Source organism: Saccharothrix isguenensis (assembly GCF_052936305.1).
In genome coordinates this window covers 1,322,669-1,337,859 of sequence record NZ_CP193626.1, presented here as the reverse complement: position 1 = coordinate 1,337,859, position 15,191 = coordinate 1,322,669, and the positions used below count along the sequence as shown (strand labels likewise).

The 15,191-nt window shown below is 71.1% G+C and carries 14 protein-coding genes; 6 read left to right on the top strand and 8 right to left on the bottom strand.

Annotation, left to right across the window (positions count from 1 at the left end; all coding sequences use genetic code 11):
- Positions 1–38: 38 nt before the first annotated feature.
- Complete coding sequence (locus ACRAKI_RS06495; protein ID WP_447006137.1) at positions 39–842, bottom strand: Fpg/Nei family DNA glycosylase; 804 nt, start codon at positions 840–842, stop codon at positions 39–41.
- A complete protein-coding gene (locus ACRAKI_RS06490) occupies positions 842–1,309 on the bottom strand; it encodes a ribose-5-phosphate isomerase (RefSeq protein WP_447006136.1) in 468 nt (155 codons plus the stop codon). Before ACRAKI_RS06490 ends, ACRAKI_RS06495 begins: the two co-directional genes overlap by 1 nt.
- Before the next feature lie 27 nt (positions 1,310–1,336).
- Here ACRAKI_RS06490 and ACRAKI_RS06485 point away from each other — a divergent pair, with 27 nt between their 5' ends.
- Complete coding sequence (locus ACRAKI_RS06485) at positions 1,337–2,053, top strand: 2-phosphosulfolactate phosphatase (RefSeq protein WP_447006135.1); 717 nt, start codon at positions 1,337–1,339, stop codon at positions 2,051–2,053.
- 62 nt (positions 2,054–2,115) lie between these two features.
- Positions 2,116–3,330, top strand: coding sequence for a cytochrome P450 (locus ACRAKI_RS06480; protein WP_447006134.1), 1,215 nt, complete (start codon positions 2,116–2,118; stop codon positions 3,328–3,330).
- A 3-nt stretch (positions 3,331–3,333) separates the two neighbouring features.
- On the opposite strand, the gene ACRAKI_RS06475 is transcribed toward ACRAKI_RS06480, so the two are convergent.
- Complete coding sequence (locus ACRAKI_RS06475; protein ID WP_447006133.1) at positions 3,334–5,718, bottom strand: LuxR C-terminal-related transcriptional regulator; 2,385 nt, start codon at positions 5,716–5,718, stop codon at positions 3,334–3,336.
- Positions 5,719–6,284: 566 nt separating this feature from the next.
- On the opposite strand from ACRAKI_RS06475, the gene ACRAKI_RS06470 reads away from it, so the two are divergent.
- Entirely contained in the window at positions 6,285–7,283 is a 999-nt protein-coding gene (locus ACRAKI_RS06470) for an IS481 family transposase (RefSeq protein ID WP_447006132.1), read from the top strand.
- A 62-nt stretch (positions 7,284–7,345) separates the two neighbouring features.
- Here the strand turns inward: ACRAKI_RS06470 and ACRAKI_RS06465 are convergent, their stop codons facing one another.
- Complete coding sequence (locus ACRAKI_RS06465; RefSeq protein ID WP_447006131.1) at positions 7,346–8,701, bottom strand: aldehyde dehydrogenase family protein; 1,356 nt, start codon at positions 8,699–8,701, stop codon at positions 7,346–7,348.
- Between the two features lie 68 nt (positions 8,702–8,769).
- Complete coding sequence (locus tag ACRAKI_RS06460; RefSeq protein WP_447006130.1) at positions 8,770–9,384, bottom strand: mycothiol-dependent nitroreductase Rv2466c family protein; 615 nt, start codon at positions 9,382–9,384, stop codon at positions 8,770–8,772.
- 223 nt (positions 9,385–9,607) lie between these two features.
- Between ACRAKI_RS06460 and pepN the strand changes: the two genes are divergently transcribed.
- The gene (pepN, locus tag ACRAKI_RS06455; protein WP_447006129.1) at positions 9,608–12,169 is read left to right on the top strand and encodes an aminopeptidase N; all 2,562 of its coding nucleotides are present in this window, start codon (positions 9,608–9,610) and stop codon (positions 12,167–12,169) included.
- Between the two features lie 76 nt (positions 12,170–12,245).
- Here pepN and ACRAKI_RS06450 read toward each other — a convergent pair whose 3' ends face one another.
- A complete protein-coding gene (locus ACRAKI_RS06450) occupies positions 12,246–13,097 on the bottom strand; it encodes a helix-turn-helix domain-containing protein (RefSeq protein ID WP_447006128.1) in 852 nt (283 codons plus the stop codon).
- A gap of 230 nt (positions 13,098–13,327) precedes the next feature.
- On the opposite strand from ACRAKI_RS06450, the gene ACRAKI_RS06445 reads away from it, so the two are divergent.
- Both ACRAKI_RS06445 and ACRAKI_RS06440 read left to right on the top strand, forming a co-directional pair.
- Positions 13,328–14,140 (top strand): helix-turn-helix domain-containing protein, encoded by an 813-nt coding sequence (locus ACRAKI_RS06445; RefSeq protein ID WP_447006127.1) that lies wholly within the window; start codon positions 13,328–13,330, stop codon positions 14,138–14,140.
- On the top strand, positions 14,137–14,298 hold the full coding sequence (locus tag ACRAKI_RS06440; protein ID WP_447006126.1) for a DUF397 domain-containing protein: 162 nt from the start codon (positions 14,137–14,139) through the stop codon (positions 14,296–14,298). Before ACRAKI_RS06445 ends, ACRAKI_RS06440 begins: the two co-directional genes overlap by 4 nt.
- Before the next feature lie 60 nt (positions 14,299–14,358).
- Here the strand turns inward: ACRAKI_RS06440 and ACRAKI_RS06435 are convergent, their stop codons facing one another.
- Both ACRAKI_RS06435 and ctaJ read right to left on the bottom strand, forming a co-directional pair.
- Positions 14,359–14,844, bottom strand: a complete 486-nt coding sequence (locus ACRAKI_RS06435; RefSeq protein ID WP_447006125.1) for a DUF5130 family protein — start codon at positions 14,842–14,844, stop codon at positions 14,359–14,361.
- Positions 14,831–15,076, bottom strand: a complete 246-nt coding sequence (gene ctaJ, locus ACRAKI_RS06430) for an aa3-type cytochrome oxidase subunit CtaJ (RefSeq protein WP_447006124.1) — start codon at positions 15,074–15,076, stop codon at positions 14,831–14,833. The genes ACRAKI_RS06435 and ctaJ overlap by 14 nt, the downstream gene beginning before the upstream one ends.
- Positions 15,077–15,191: the final 115 nt, after the last annotated feature.

Sequence of the window (15,191 nt, the reverse complement as noted above, 5' to 3'; positions counted from 1 at the left end):
GGGCTCGATCAAGCCCGGCTTGATCGGGCCGAGCGGGGTCAGGCCGGTTGGCAGGTCGGGCACCAGTAGAGGTTCCGGCCCGCCAGGTCGGCGGCCGCGACGGGAGTGCCGCAGACCAGGCACGGTTGACCGGTGCGGCGGTAGACGTAGACCTCGCCGCCGTGCCGGTCCTCGCGCGGCTCCCTGCCGGTGACGTCGGGCATGTGCTCCGGCCGCACGGTGTCGATGCGGCCGGTCTTCACGCCCGCGCGCATCAGCACGGTCAGGTCCAGCCACAGGTCGTCCCACAGCGCCCGGTCGACCTTGTTGCCGGGCACGAGCGGGTGGATGCCGTGCCGGAACAGCACCTCCGCCCGGTACACGTTGCCGACCCCCGCGAGCACCGTCTGGTCCATCAGCAGCACGGCGAGCGACTGCCGGGACCGGGCGACGCGGGCGTGGGCCACGTCCGGTTCCGCGTCACGGCGCAACGGGTCCGGCCCGAGACGGGCGCGCAGCGCGGCGACCTCGACGTCGGTCAGGATCTCGCACCGGGTCGGTCCGCGCAGGTCCGTCCAGTGGGTGGGGCCGACCAGCCGCATCCGGACCTGGCCGACCGGTTCCGTCACCGGGTGCGCCGCCTCGGCGAACGTGCCGTAGAGGCCCAGGTGCACGTGCACGGTCGCGTCCGGGCCGTACACGTGGAACAGGTGCTTGCCGTGCGCTTCCGCGCGCAGGAACCGCCGACCGTCCACAAAGGACGCGGCAAACCTGCCCTGCGGGCTCGACACCCGGACGGTCGAGCCCGCGTAACGGCGTTGGTGCAGCTTCGCCAAGCGGTGGAGGGTGTGGCCTTCGGGCATCAGGGCAGGGCCGGAGCCTCGCCGGTGCGCTCGTACTCGGCGAGCATGCCGATGCGGCGGGCGTGCCGCTCCTGCTCGGAGAACGGGGTGGCGAGGAACGCGTCCACGATCGCGAACGCCTCCTCGGTGGAGTGCATCCGGCCGCCCAGCGCGATCAGCTGGGCGTCGTTGTGCTGGCGGGCGAGTTCCGCCGTCTCCACGTTGTAGGCCAGCGCCGCACGGGCGCCGGGCACCTTGTTCGCGGCGATCTGCTCGCCGTTGCCGGAGCCGCCGATGACGACGCCGAGGCTGCCCGCGTCCGCGACGACGCGGCGGGCCGCCTCGATGCAGAACGGCGGGTAGTCGTCCTCCGCGTCGTACACCGCCGGGCCGACGTCGACCACGTCGTGGCCCGCGTCGGTCAGGTGCTTGGCGAGGTGGGTCTTCAGCTCGAAGCCCGCGTGGTCCGATCCCAGGTAAACGCGCACGTCAGCAAGTCTGCCATCTTGGGAAGAGTGTTCAGACAAGAGGGTTGCCGGCTGCGGCTGGAGTGGGGTCCGGAGGGCGTTGCCGTCCTGGGCGAGCAGTGCGCGGTGCTCGTGATCGTGGACGTGTTGTCGTTCTCCACGGCGGTGGACGTCGTGGTCGGGCGTGGGGGCGCTGTGCGGCCCGTGCGGTGGGCGGACCGGTCTTCGGCGGCTGCTCCGCCGGACCCGTCGTGGACGTTGCGGCCGTCGTCGCTGGTGGCGGTGCCTCCCGGGACGGTGCTGGAGTTGGCGTCGGCCAACGGCGCGACGTTGTGCGACCTGGCCGCGTCCACGGGGGCGATCGTGCTGGCAGGGTGCCTGCGGAACGCCGGCGCGGTCGGGGCGGCGGCGCGGTCGTTGGCGGCGGGCGGGCCGATCGGCGTGGTGCCCGCCGGCGAGCGCTGGGGTGTGAACATCGCCACTGGCACCGCGGACGCCGGACCGCTGCGTCCGGCGGTGGAAGACCTGCTCGGCGCGGGCGCGGTGATGGCGTCGCTGCTGGGCTACGGCTCGGCGTCGGTGGAGGCCGCGGTGGCCGCGGAGATGTACGCGCGCTCGCCGGTGGAGGACGTGCTGGCGGGCTGCGTCTCCGGCCGTGAACTCATCGCCGCAGGTCACAGGGGTGACGTGGAGCTGGCTTCCGAGGTGGACGTGAGCACCGCCGTGCCGCTCCTGCGGGACGGCGTGCTCCGGCCACAGGCGTGACACCAGGTCGTTCATCTGGTTTGGTTCTCGCCTGACGACTCGTGGCGACACGAACACGCAGTGTGCACACCCAGGGGGACGGCGTGGACGGCGATCCGACGGCGCGGATGCGCGACTTCGACCACCTCGATCCGGCTGTCGCGGCCGACATCCACGACCTGACCGGGCAGCTGCGGAGCCGGTGCCCGGTGGCCCGCAGCGAGAAGTACGGCGGCTTCCACGTGCTCAGCCGGTGGCAGGAGATCGACCACGCGGCCAAGCGGGACGACGTGTTCAGCGCGGCCGTCGACGGCCTGGGCGCGACGATGGTGCTGCCCGCGTTGGAGAAGGTCGAGGCGCCGCTCTTCGAGACCGACCGGCCGCAGCACACCGTCTGGCGGCGCGCCATGCAGCCGTTCTTCACGCCCCAGGCGGTGGCCGCGCACGAGCCGTACATCCGCGCGCTGACCAAGGAGGTCCTGGCCGAGCTGCGCCCGCGCGGCCAGGCCGACCTGGTGGCGGAGCTGGCGAGCCGCGTCCCGCCGATGGTCACCGCCGGGCTGCTCGGCGTGCCGGTCGACCAGCGGCCCGAGCTCAGCCGGCTGGCCCGCACGCTGGTGACCTCGAAGTCGGCCGAGGACGCGCAGCGGACCGGTGAGCGGTTCGCCGAGTTCCTGCACGCCCAGGTGACGGCACGGCGTGGCCGGGAGGACCGGGACGACGTGCTCACCGCCGTGGTCAACACCCCGGTCGACGGCTGCCCGGCCTCGGACGACGAGCTGCTCAAGCACGCGTTCCTGATGGTCGCCGCCGGGCACCTGACCACGACCGACACCATCGCCAACACGGCGCTGACGCTGGCGACGGACCCCGTGCTCCAGCGCCGTGTCGCCCAGGACCCGTCGCTCATCCCCGCGCTGGTCGAGGAGAGCGTGCGGCACGAGTCGGCGGTCGCGGCGACCGGGCGGACGGTGCGTGCGGACGTGACGCTCGACGGGGTGGAGCTGACCCCGGGCGACCGCGTGCTGCTGCTGTGGGGCAGCGCCAACCGGGACGCGACGCGCTTCCCCGACGGCGACCGCTTCGACATCGACCGCCCCCGTGCGCCGCACCTCGGTTGGGGCGCCGGCGCGCACCGCTGCCTCGGCATGCACCTGGCCCGCCTGCAGGTCGGCATCGTGATCGAGGAGTTGCTGGCGACCCTCCCGGACTTCTCGCTGGAGCCCGGGTTCGAGCCGGCGCGGACGTTCGGCGTCCTGCGCGGTGTGGTCTCCCTGCCGGTCCGCTGGCGGGGCTGAGCCTCAGGAGTAGTCCCTGCGCTGGGCGAGCTGGACCCCGACCCACGTGCTCAGCTCGGCCCGGTTGGCCACCCCGATCTTGGCGAAGACCGCGGTGAGGTGGTTCTCGATCGTCGACACGGACAGGTGCAGCTCGCGCGCGATCGCGTGATTGGTCATGCCCTGCGAGACCAGGAGGGCGATCTCGCGCTGCCGACGTGACAGCTGGTCCCAACCGCAGTCGGGCGCACGCCGCCCGCCTGCCTCGACCCTCGGCCCGAGGGCCAGCGCGTACACCGCTTCCCGGCTGGGCAACGCGGTGCCGCGGCCGTACGCGCGCTGGTACCGCTCGTCACCCAGGCGGGCCACGATGGCGTTACGGGCCTTGTCGCGTTCACGGCCGAACGGGGCGAGCCCGGCGATCGCGACGCCGGTGACCTTCTGCATCGCCACCGCGCCGCCGAGCAGCTCGGCGGCGATCTCCAGCAGGTCCTCGCCCGCGGCCGTGTCCCGCGCCACCGCGGCCAGTGCCCAGGCGATCGCCTCGGAAGCCCACGTGCTGCCCCACTGCTCGTGCAGCCGGATCTGGATCTCCAGCCCCGCGCGGAACCAGGCGACGGCCTCCTCGGGTGCGCCGTGCCGCAACGGAGCCAGGCCGCGCGCCCAGAGCGCCCAGCTGATCGCCCACTCCGCCCCGGCCTGACGCGCGTCGTTCAGGCAGTCCTCGGCCGCGTCGATCGCGGACGCCTCGTCACCGTAGAAACCGGCCGCCAACGCCCAGATCAGCTTGGTGTTGCCGCAGTCGCCGCGGAACTCCGGGCCCATCTTCCCGAACAGCTCCACCGCCCGGTGCAGCGGTTCGACGGACTGCGGGTTGCCCACCGCCAGCAGGGCGTGGGCGCCTTCGAGGAAGTACAGCGGCGCGACCTGCGCGTCCTCGTCCAGCATGGACACCAGCTCGCGGCAGTGCTCCAGCTGCACGGCCACCTCGCGGGGCGCGCCCTGGCACAGCTTGATCCACCCGAGCAGCGCCACGGACCCGATCCGCTCGGGCGTCGGGCGGACCGGCGCGCGGTCCAGCAGCGTCTGGAACCACGTCGTGAACTCGCCCAGCTGCGCGAAGAAGAACTGCACGCGCAGTCGCGCCAGGTCGTGGACCATGGCCAGGCCGATCTCCGCGAGACCGGACGTGGTGGCGCAGTGGTGCAGCGCGGCCCGGAAGTTGGGCATCTCGACGTGGGCGCGGCGCAGCAGGGTCACCTCGTCCTCGCAGTACCAGGTCGAGGCCAGTTCGGCCGCCAGGTCGCGGAAGAAGGCGCAGTGCGCGTCCCGGACCCACAGCTCCTCGTCCAACGCCCGCAGCCGGCGTTGCCCGTACTCGCGCACCGGCTGCAACTGGTGGTAGCGGCCGTTCGGGCGGGCCACCACCAAGGACTGCCGGACCAGGTCGGCGAGCAGGTCCACGACCTCGTGCTCGCCGATGCCGCCCCCCGAGCAGACCCGTTCCGCGGCGTCGAGCGTGAAGCCGCCCGCGAACGCGGAGATGCGCGCCAGCAACCGCTGCTGCTCCGGTGAGCACAGGCCGTGCGACCAGTCCAGGGTCTGCTCCAACGTCCGGTGGTGCGACCGCACGCGACGGGTGCGGGTGGCCAGCAGACGGCCGCCGTCCAGCCTCGTCAGGACCTCGCGGGGCGACATGCCGCCGCCGAGCCGGACCGCGACCAGCTCCAGCACCAGCGGCAGACCGCTGGACCAGTCGACCAGTTCGGCCAACGCCTCCAGGTCTTCGCCCTCCTCGACCACCCGGCCGGCGGCCTCCGCGCGCCGGAGCAGCAGGCGCATGGCGTCCGACGGCTCGGCCGAGCTGTCGTCGGAGCGCACCGACAGCGGCGGCACCAGCGTGGCGTGCTCCCCGGCGATGCCCAGGTGGTGGCGGCTGGTGGCCAGCACGCGCACCTCCGGAGCCTCGTCCAGCAGCACCGCGCAGAGGTCGCCGACCGCTTCCCACAGCTGCTCGCAGTTGTCCAGCACGAGGAGCTTGTCCTGGCCGCGCAGGTGTTCGACCAGGACGTCCACCGGGTCGTCGCTGGACTGGTCGGTGATGCCCACGGCGCGGATGATCTCGCGGTGCAGTTCGTCGGGCCGGGTGATGTGCCCGAGGTAGGCGACGGCCACGTACTGGTCGTCGGGTTCTCGGCTGAGTCCGGTGGACGTCTCGTCGTGCTGGTCGCGGCACCGGCGGGCCACTTCGAGGGCGAGCGCCGTCTTGCCGACGCCACCGGGCCCGACGAGCGTGACGAGCCGGTCGACGCCGAGCACCCGTTGCACCGTCTCGCGCACCAGGTCGTCGCGCCCGACGAGATCGCCGACCGCGGCCGGCAGCGTCAGCCGTCCACGACCTGTGGCCATCGTCCCCACCCCCACGTCCGTCGGTCCGCCTCCCAGGAGGTCGACCACACACCCTAGGGGTATCGGGCGCACCCCCGAACTGAGAATTCGGGAGTCACTGGGGTGCGGATCCGGTGCGCTGCCGGAATGCTGACCAGGAGTCTTGGGGGCAGGGCGGAGGTCGCGGCTGGTCGAGCCGCTCCGGCGGCAATAGGCGCCATGCGACCAGGGGGCGCGGGCCGGATTCGCGGCGAGACACGTGCCGAATCCCGACCGGCCCCGGACTGAGCACACGAAGCCGACGACAAGTGGTGGTTACATCACCCGGGGGTAAGCATGTCCGACTCTTGTGACGACAGACCTGTTCAGACTGGACGCAATACCGAATTCGCCTTCACCGCCCGCCGGCGGGACGGCCGGCCGCACCGGCTCACGGTGTCCGACGACGCCAGCGTCGGCTCCGCCTAGCTGTACTGCCCTGGGAGGTTGTGGGCGGTCCGACACGTAGTCGGATGATGTTGGAATGAGGGAGGGCCTCCGGGTTCGGTGTGGATTGCGACGTCTACACCAAGCCCACGGAGGCCCTCGTGACCCACGCTAACGCACCGCTGACCCCGGCGGGCAGGCTGCGCCTGGCCCGGTGTGTCGTGCAGGACGGCTGGCCGCTGCGACGCGCGGCCGAGCGGTTCCAGGTCTCGCCGACCACCGCCGCGCGCTGGGCCCGGCGCTACCGCGAGCACGGGGAGGCGGGTCTGGTCGACCGCTCCAGCCGCCCCCACCGCAGCCCACGCCGCCTGCCGACCCGCCGCGAGCGCCGCATCGTGAAGGTGCGTCTGGCGCGTCGGTGGGGGCCGGCCCGCATCGCCTACCTGCTCGGCCTGAACCCCTCCACGGTGCACCGGGTGCTGCGGCGTTTCGGCCTGGCCCGCCTGGCGCACCTGGACCGGGCCACCGCCGTGCCGGTGCGCCGCTACGAACACGCCGCGCCCGGCGACCTGGTCCACGTCGACATCAAGAAGCTGGGCAACATCCCCGACGGCGGCGGCCACAAGGTCCACGGCCGGCAGGCCGGCGGGCGCAACAGCTCCGCCCACCGCGACCCGGGCAGGCCGCGCAAGGTCCACGGCCGTCCCAACCTCGGCTACGCCTACCTGCACAACGCCGTGGACGACCACTCCCGCCTGGCCTACACCGAAATCCTCCCGGACGAGACCAAGCAGACCGCCGCCGCGTTCTGGACCAGGGCGCAAGCGTTCTTCCGGGCCGCCGGGGTGACGGTGAAACGGGTGCTGACCGACAACGGCTCCTGCTACCGCTCACACCTGTGGCGCGACACCCTCACCCAGTCCGGCATCACCCACAAACGCACCCGCGCCTACCGGCCGCAGACCAACGGCAAGGTCGAACGCTTCAACCGCACCCTGCTCGACGAATGGGCCTACGCCCAGGCATACCGGTCCGAGACCGAGCGGCGAGAGGCGCTGCCGCGATGGCTGCACACCTACAATCACCACCGCGGCCACACCGCACTCGGCGGCCAGCCACCCGCCACCCGCGTACCCAACCTCACAGGACAGAACACCTAGCCCGTGAGTCCTACGCCCGCACCACGTGAGTCCTACGTTCGGAACGCAGGACTCGCGCGGGGTCAGCGTTGGATGGACTTGAGTTCGGTGAACTCGTCGAGGCCGTGTCGGCCGAACTCACGGCCGGTGCCGGACTGGCGGTAGCCGCCGAACGGGGCGCTGGTGTTGAACGCGGCGCCGTTGATGTCCACCTGACCGGTGCGCAGTCGTTTCGCCACGGCGAGCGCACGGTCCTCGTCGGACGAGAAGACGGCGCCGCCAAGCCCGTAAATGGTGGAGTTGGCGATGCGCACGGCGTCGTCCTCGTCCGTGTAAGGCATGACCGACAGGACCGGGCCGAAGATCTCCTCCTGCGCGATCGTCATGTCCGCACGAACGTCGCCGAACACGGTCGGCGCCACGTGGAAGCCGCGGGAGGTGGGCGCATCCGGGCCGCCCAGGGCGAGCTTCGCGCCCTCCTCGACACCGCTGCGGATGTAACCGACCACCCGATCGCGTTGTGCGGCCGACACCGCCGGGCCGATGCGCGTCGTCGGCACGGCCGGGTCGCCCGGCTCGTACTTCGACGCGGCGGCCACCGCGATCTCCAGCGCCTCGTCGTGACGGGACGACGGCACCAGCAACCGGGTCCACGCGCTGCACGCCTGGCCGTTGTTCATGAACGCGTTCGCCACGCCGATCTTCACCGCGCGCGTCACGTCGGCGTCGTCCAGCACGACGTTCGCCGACTTGCCGCCCAACTCCAACGCCACCCGCTTGACCGTCTCGGCGGCCACCGCGGCGACCCGCCGACCGGCCCGCGTCGAACCGGTGAACGACACCATGTCCACCATCGGGTGAACCGCCAGCGCCTCGCCGACCACCGGCCCCGTGCCGTGGACCAACGAGAACACACCGTGCGGCACGCCGGATTCGTACAGGATCGAGGCCAGCAGGTCCGCCGTCATCGGCGCCAGCTCGCTCGGCTTGAGCACCACCGCGTTACCCGCCGCCAACGCGGGCACGACCTTGGCGACCATCTGCTGGAGCGGGAAGTTCCACGGCGTGATGGCGGCGACGACACCGATCGGTTCGCGCAGCACCAGCGAGTTGCCGATCTCCTCACCGGAGAAGTAGCCGCCCTCGATCACGTCGGCGACGCCCCGCGCGATACCGACGGGGTTGGGCACCTGCACGCGGGACGCGAACGTGATGGGCGTGCCCATCTCCGCCGTCATGGTCGCGGCCAGCTCGTCGGTCCGCGCGACCAACGCGTCGGCCACCCGCCGCACCAGCGCCAGCCGCGTCTCCAACGGCGTCGCCGCCCACTCCGGGAACGCGGCGACGGCCCTCGTCACGGCTGCGTCCACGTCCCCGACGGTGCCGGCGCGGACGGTGCCGATGACCTCTTCGGTGGTCGGGTTGACGACCTCGATCACTGCGACTCCCCGGGGAACGGTGTGACACTTTAAGACGAAAGCAGCCTCAGAGTGTCACACCGATGGCCTCAGGAGAAGTCCAGGTCCCCGGTCCGGGTGCGCTTCAACTCGAAGAAGTGCGGGTAGCTCGCCAGCGCCCGCGCGCCGTCGAAGATCTTCACGGCGTCCTCGCCGCGCGGGATCCTGGTGAGCACCGGGCCGAAGAACGCCACGCCCTCGATGTGGATCGTGGGGGTGCCGACGTCCATGCCGACCGGGTCCATGCCGCGGTGGTGGCTGGCACGCAGGTCGGCGTCGTGCTCGTCGGTGTGCGCCGCCTCGGCCAGCTCCGCCGGCAGGCCCACCTCCGCCAAGGACTCCCTGATGACCGCGTCGTAGTCCCTCTTGCCCTCGTTGTGGAAGCGGGTGCCGAGCGCCGTGTACAGGTCGCGCAGCACGTCGTCGCCCTTGAGCTTGGCCGCGGCGATCGCGACCCGAACCGGCCCCCAGCCGAGGTCCATCAGCTCGCGGTACTCGGCGGGCAGGTCGCGCCCCTCGTTGAGCACCGACAGGCTCATGACGCGGAAGTCGAGGTCGAGGTCCCGCTCCTTCTCCACTTCGAGGATCCACCGGGACGAGATCCACGCGAACGGGCAGATCGGGTCGAAGTAGAAGTCGACCTTCGTGCGTCCCTCTGTCGACATGCGGTGTTCCTTCCGTGGCTGTGCGTGTCCGGGCGCCACCAGGTTCGGCGCGTCCCTTCGTGGTCAACCAGCCGACCGCACGCAGTCTTCCCTCGGACGCCAGTCCACTTCCCCGCGTCCTACGTGATTGGATGCGACTGTCGTGTTCACCGACACGACACCATTCCCCGTTCCGACGACGTCGGCGCCGAGATCCCCGTGGCGCCGGCAGACGAGGTGACCAGTGGCGGCACCCAACCTCACCCGCGACCAGGCCCAGCAGAGGTCCGCGTTGCTGGAAGTCGACTCCTACCGGATCGAGCTGGACCTGACCGACGGTGGCGGCAAGCCCGGCTCGGACACGTTCCGCTCGATCACGACGGTGGCCTTCCGCAGCCGCACGCCCGGCGCGTCCTCGTGGGTCGACATCGTGGCCGCCAACGTGCACCGCGCCGTCCTCAACGGGCACGAGCTGGACGTTTCCGGGTACCGCGAGGAAGACGGCGTCCACCTGCCCGACCTGGCCGAGGTCAACGAGCTGACGATCGAGGCCGACTGCCGGTACATGAACACCGGCGAGGGCCTGCACCGGTTCGTGGACCCGGTCGACGGCGAGGTGTACCTGTACTCGCAGTTCGAGACGGCCGACGCCAAGCGCATGTTCGCCTGCTTCGACCAGCCGGACCTCAAGTCCGTCTACGACCTGGCGGTGACCGCGCCGCACCACTGGAAGGTCGTCTCCAACGCGGCGATCGAGTCCACTGTGGATGGCCACGGCGGCGCCGACCGGCACGTCTTCGGGACCACGAAGCCGATGTCGACGTACCTGGTCGCGCTGGTCGCGGGCCCGTACGCGGAGTGGCGCGACGAGTTCACCGACGGTGAGACGACGATCCCGCTGGGCATCTACTGCCGGGCGTCGCTCGCGCCGCACATGGACCACGAGCGGCTGTTCACCGAGACCAAGCAGGGTTTCGGCTTCTACCACCGCGCGTTCGGGGTGAAGTACCCGTTCGGCAAGTACGACCAGTGCTTCGTGCCCGAGTTCAACGCGGGCGCGATGGAGAACGCGGGCTGCGTCACCTTCCTGGAGGACTACGTCTTCCGCAGCCGCGTCACCCGCTACCTGTACGAGCGCCGCGCCGAGACCGTGCTGCACGAGATGGCGCACATGTGGTTCGGCGACCTCGTGACCATGCGCTGGTGGGACGACCTGTGGCTGAACGAGTCGTTCGCCACCTGGGCGTCGGTGCTGGCGCAGGCCGAGGCGACCGAGTACCGGCAGGCGTGGACCACGTTCGCCAAGATCGAGAAGTCGTGGGCGTACCGGCAGGACCAGCTGCCGTCCACGCACCCCGTCGCCGCCGACATCCCGGACCTCCAGGCGGTCGAGGTCAACTTCGACGGCATCACGTACGCCAAGGGCGCCAGCGTCCTCAAGCAGCTGGTGTCGTACGTCGGCCTGGACAACTTCCTGGCCGGGCTGCGGGTGTACTTCGGCAAGCACGCCTGGGGCAACGCGACCCTGGCCGACCTGCTCAACGCGCTGGAAGAGGCGTCCGGCCGCGACCTGTCGTGGTGGAGCGCGCAGTGGCTGGAGACCACCGGCCTGAACCTGCTGCGCCCCAAGTACTCGGTCGACACCGAGGGCCGGTTCACCGAGTTCGCCGTGCTCCAGGGCGGCGCCCGGCCGGGTGCGGGCGAGCTGCGCACGCACCGGCTGGCGATCGGCGTCTACGACTCGGACGCGGACGGCAAGCTCGTGCGCACGCACCGCGTGGAGCTGGACGTGTCCGGCGAGCGCACCGAGGTGCCCGAGCTGGTCGGCGTGCCGCGCGGCAAGCTCGTGCTGGTCAACGACGACGACCTCACGTACTGCACGATGCGGTTGGACCCCGATTCCCTGGCGTCGCTGATCGACCACATCGCCGACATCGCCGAGCCCCTGCCGCGCACGCTGTGCTGGTCGGCGGCGTGGGAGATGACGCGTGAGGCGGAGCTGAAGGCCCGCGACTTCGTGAACCTGGTGCTGGGCGGGCTGGGCACGGAGACCGAGGTCGGCGTGGTGCAGCGGCTGCTGCTCCAGGCGCAGACGGCGCTGTCGTCGTACGCGGACACGTCGTGGCGGGACGAGGGCTGGCGGAAGTTCACCAGCCGGGTCCTGGCGCTGGCGCTCGCCGCCGAGCCGGGTTCGGACCACCAGCTGGCGTTCGTGAACGCGCTGGCCGGGTCGGTGCTGGACGAGCCGACGCTGGGCGTGGTGCGGGGCTGGCTGGACGGCACGGACACGCTGGCGGGCCTGGACGTCGACACGGACCTGCGGTGGCGGCTGCTGCACGCGCTCGTCGCGCACGGCGCCGCGTCCCTGGAGGAGGTCGCGGCCGAGGAGGAGCGCGACCCGACCGCGACCGGACGGCGCAAGGCCGAGTCGGCGCGGGCGCTGCGGCCGACGATCGAGGCCAAGAACGAGGCGTGGGACCGGGCGGTGAACGACGACGAGCTGCCGAACGCGGTGTCGGAGGCGATCATCGCCGGCATCCAGCACCCCGGTCAGAAGGCGCTGCTGGAGCCGTTCGTGGCGCGGTACTTCGCCGACGTGGCGGACGTGTGGGAGCGGCGGTCGAGCGAACGGGCGCAGTCGATGGTCGTCGGCCTGTTCCCGTCGTGGTCGATCTCCAAGAGCACGGTGACGGCGGCCGACGAGTGGCTGGCCGAGGAACGCCCGCCCGCCCTGCGCCGGCTGGTGTCGGAGGGCCGCGCGGGCATCGTGCGCGCCCTGGCGGCCCAGGAGTTCGACCGGTCCTGAGCCGTCGTGGAGTCGGACGTGGTGGCGCCGCACAGTGCCACCACGTCCCTCCACAGCGGCCGGGAGTGCGCTCTCCTCAGGAACGGGTGTCGCGGTCGTAGGCGTCCGCCCAGCGGACCAGCACGTCGCGGGACTGGGCCGGGGACAGGACCAGGCGTTCCAGGTAGCGCATCTTGGCCTGGTACGCGGCGATGGCGACCGGGTCGTCGTGGAAGACGGTGGCGGTGTCGGTCTCGGTGTAGGCCAGCGGCTTGATGGGCGCGGTGAAGGTCAGCAGGGTCGCGGGGTGGCGCAGGGCCACGTGCGACGACGCGCTCATCGGGATGACGCGCGGGGAGAACTGCTCCCAACCGCACATCAGCGTCAGGCGCAGCAACTGGTCCCGCATGACCTTCGGATCCCCCACGACCACGCGCAACGACGCCTCGTGGAGGTAGATCACCGTCTCCGGGCCGCCGGTCCGGCGCAGCACGTCCTGACGCGTCATGCGGGCCTGGGTGATGGCCCGGTTCCTGGTCAGCGCGTACGCGTAGTCCTCGGTCTGCGCCAGGCTCGGCACCGTCAACGGCTCGTACGCGGTGACCGTGCGGGCCGTGTGCTCGTGCACCGACAGCGCCGTCAACGTGTCCGGCGACGAGTCGTGCAGGCGCAGGAAACTGCCCGTGTCCGCCTCACTGGCAATGGCCAGGATCCGGTCGCGGGTCGGTTTGTCGGCGCCGCACCGACCGAGCAGCGTGCTGATTTCACACGGGCTCGTGCCGCGACTTCCGGTTTCGAGTTTCGACAGTTTTCCCACCGACCACCCCAGCGCCTCGGCGACGGAACCCGACGACATCCGGGCCCGGTGCCGGACTCGACGCAATTCCTCTCCCAATTCCCGACTGCGGGCAGTGCTCAGCCGGACGGATGACCGTTCTTCGGACTCCATGACTCCCCTTGGTGCGAGACGCGGCGGATGGTGGGCGCTGCGCAGTCCTCGCGCGCTCCACCACCCGCCGCGCATGTCCGACCAGCGTGCGGACCGGTCGGCAGCTGTGTTGCACAACAGAGTGTCCGGCGACTAACAGTCGGTCAATACCCTTATCGGGCGAGAGACTTGGCCACTGGCCTCGCTTTAAGCTGCATAACATGAAACGCAATACCTCGAAGGCCATCGCTTTGGGCGCGCTCCTGCGCAACGTGCGTCAGGCGAATAATCTCAGTCAGCGCGCACTCGGGAGGAAAGTCGGTATCATCCATTCGCTGCTTTCACGCAACGAGAGCGGGCAACGCGTTCCGACCCTGGCCGAGGTCCTCCGCATCCTCGACCCGCTGGACATCCCCGATCGTGTACGCGAAGAAATCCTCGCGCTGGCCGAGGACACCACCGGATCTCCCCTCGACGTGATCGAACTTCCCGAACGGCGCGCCCAAATCGCCGCACTGGTCGAGGTCGAGCAGATGGCCCACGAGGTGGTGAGCTGGTCACCGTTGCTCATCCCCGGCCTGCTCCAGGTCAGCTCGTACACCCGCACCATGATGGAAGCCGGACGCGTCCCCGACGAGGAGATCGCCACCCGCGTCGCGGTCCGAATGGGACGACGCGACATCCTCACGCGCCGCAACCCGGTCCACTACACCGCCCTGATCGGCGAGGGTGTGCTGAGCCAGACGGTCGGCGGCCAGGAGGTCATGGCGGAGCAGTTCGACCATCTGCTGATGATGAGCGCGCACGAGAACGTCGACCTGCGGATCGTGCCCAACGCCACCGGCTGGCACGCAGGACTCGGCGGCGCCTTCCAGCTGATCAAGTGCGACGGAACCTCCTTCGTGCACCTGGAGAACGCGGTCAGCGCCGTGTTCGTGCAGGAGCCCCAGGCGGTGGCCGGCTTCGAGGCGTGCGTGCCAGAGTTGGTGGACGTCGCGATGACCCCGGAGCAGTCCTTCGAGATCATCGCCAAGGAGGTGCAGCGGACGACAGGAGTCGCATGACGGTGCGGTGGAAGAAGTCCAGCAGGAGCTTGAGCGGCGACTGCGTCGAGGTGGGCAACCACCTGGGCGCGGTCCGGGACAGCAAGAACCCGGACGTCGTGCTGGGTGTCGACCCGGCGCGGTTGAGGGCGTTCGTGGACGCGCTCAAGACCCGGTAGAACGCAAGGGCCCCGGCTCAGCGCCGGGGCCCTCACTCCGTCAGTCCCGCTTCGTCGGGCTCAGCGCCGCTTGGGGGCGCTGCCCGCCTGGTCCGTCAGCATCCGCAGGCCGCTCAGCAAGCCGCCGGCGAGGTCGCCCTCCTTGAAGGACGCGACCATGCTCATCACGGCGAGCTTGGCGCCGCGATCGGCGATCCGGCGGTGGGACTCGTCGCCCGTCACCACCTCGACCACGCGCTCGCCCGGCGACACCGCGATCAGCACGGCGTGGGACGGGCGCGGGGTGCTCGCGTGCAGCTCCTCGGCCTTCGCGCGCGCGTCGGGGCCCAGTTCGCCGAGGTACACGCTGTAGTCCAGCCCGGTGGTCCGACTGGCCAGCGTCACCGCCTCGTCCAGGCTCGCCAGCTGGACCGGCGTGAACGGCAGGCTCGGCGCGTGCGGCTCGTACATCTTCGCGACGGAAATCCGGCCGCTGCTGGTGACAGCCGCGCCGACCTCCAGGGTCGACGGGTCCACCTGCGTCTTCGACAGCTCACCAGTTGCCACGGGCACCTCCCTTGGCGGTACGGCCCTCGGCCGCGGTGGGGGCGGCCTCGTGCGCGCCGCCGGTCAGGCCGGCGGGGTTCGCACCCCACCAGACGGGGGCGTAGTTCCATTCCTGGCCCGGGCGGTACCGCTGGATGCGGGTGGCCTTCGGCCTCAGCGTCAGTAGCGTGATCACGCCGTAGATGGCCAGCGGGATCAGCGCGAAGACGAGCACGGTCTCCACGATGGTCACGGCGGTTACGGTAACCGATCGTCCTGGTCACGTGAGGGCGAGGGCACCTGTTCCCGCACCCGCACGGGCTCGGCGGGGTGCGCGACGCGGTCCGGCCACCCCCTCCATCTGTGAA

What these genes read in the sequence shown, in the direction of transcription:
- ACRAKI_RS06495 (WP_447006137.1), bottom strand. Translation starts at nt 842, where the DNA reads ATGCCCGAAGGCCACACCCTCCACCGCTTGGCGAAGCTGCACCAACGC.
- ACRAKI_RS06475 (WP_447006133.1), bottom strand. Translation starts at nt 5,718, where the DNA reads ATGGCCACAGGTCGTGGACGGCTGACGCTGCCGGCCGCGGTCGGCGAT.
- ACRAKI_RS06460 (WP_447006130.1), bottom strand. Translation starts at nt 9,384, where the DNA reads ATGTCGACAGAGGGACGCACGAAGGTCGACTTCTACTTCGACCCGATC.
- ACRAKI_RS06450 (WP_447006128.1), bottom strand. Translation starts at nt 13,097, where the DNA reads ATGGAGTCCGAAGAACGGTCATCCGTCCGGCTGAGCACTGCCCGCAGT.
- ACRAKI_RS06440 (WP_447006126.1), top strand. Translation starts at nt 14,137, where the DNA reads ATGACGGTGCGGTGGAAGAAGTCCAGCAGGAGCTTGAGCGGCGACTGC.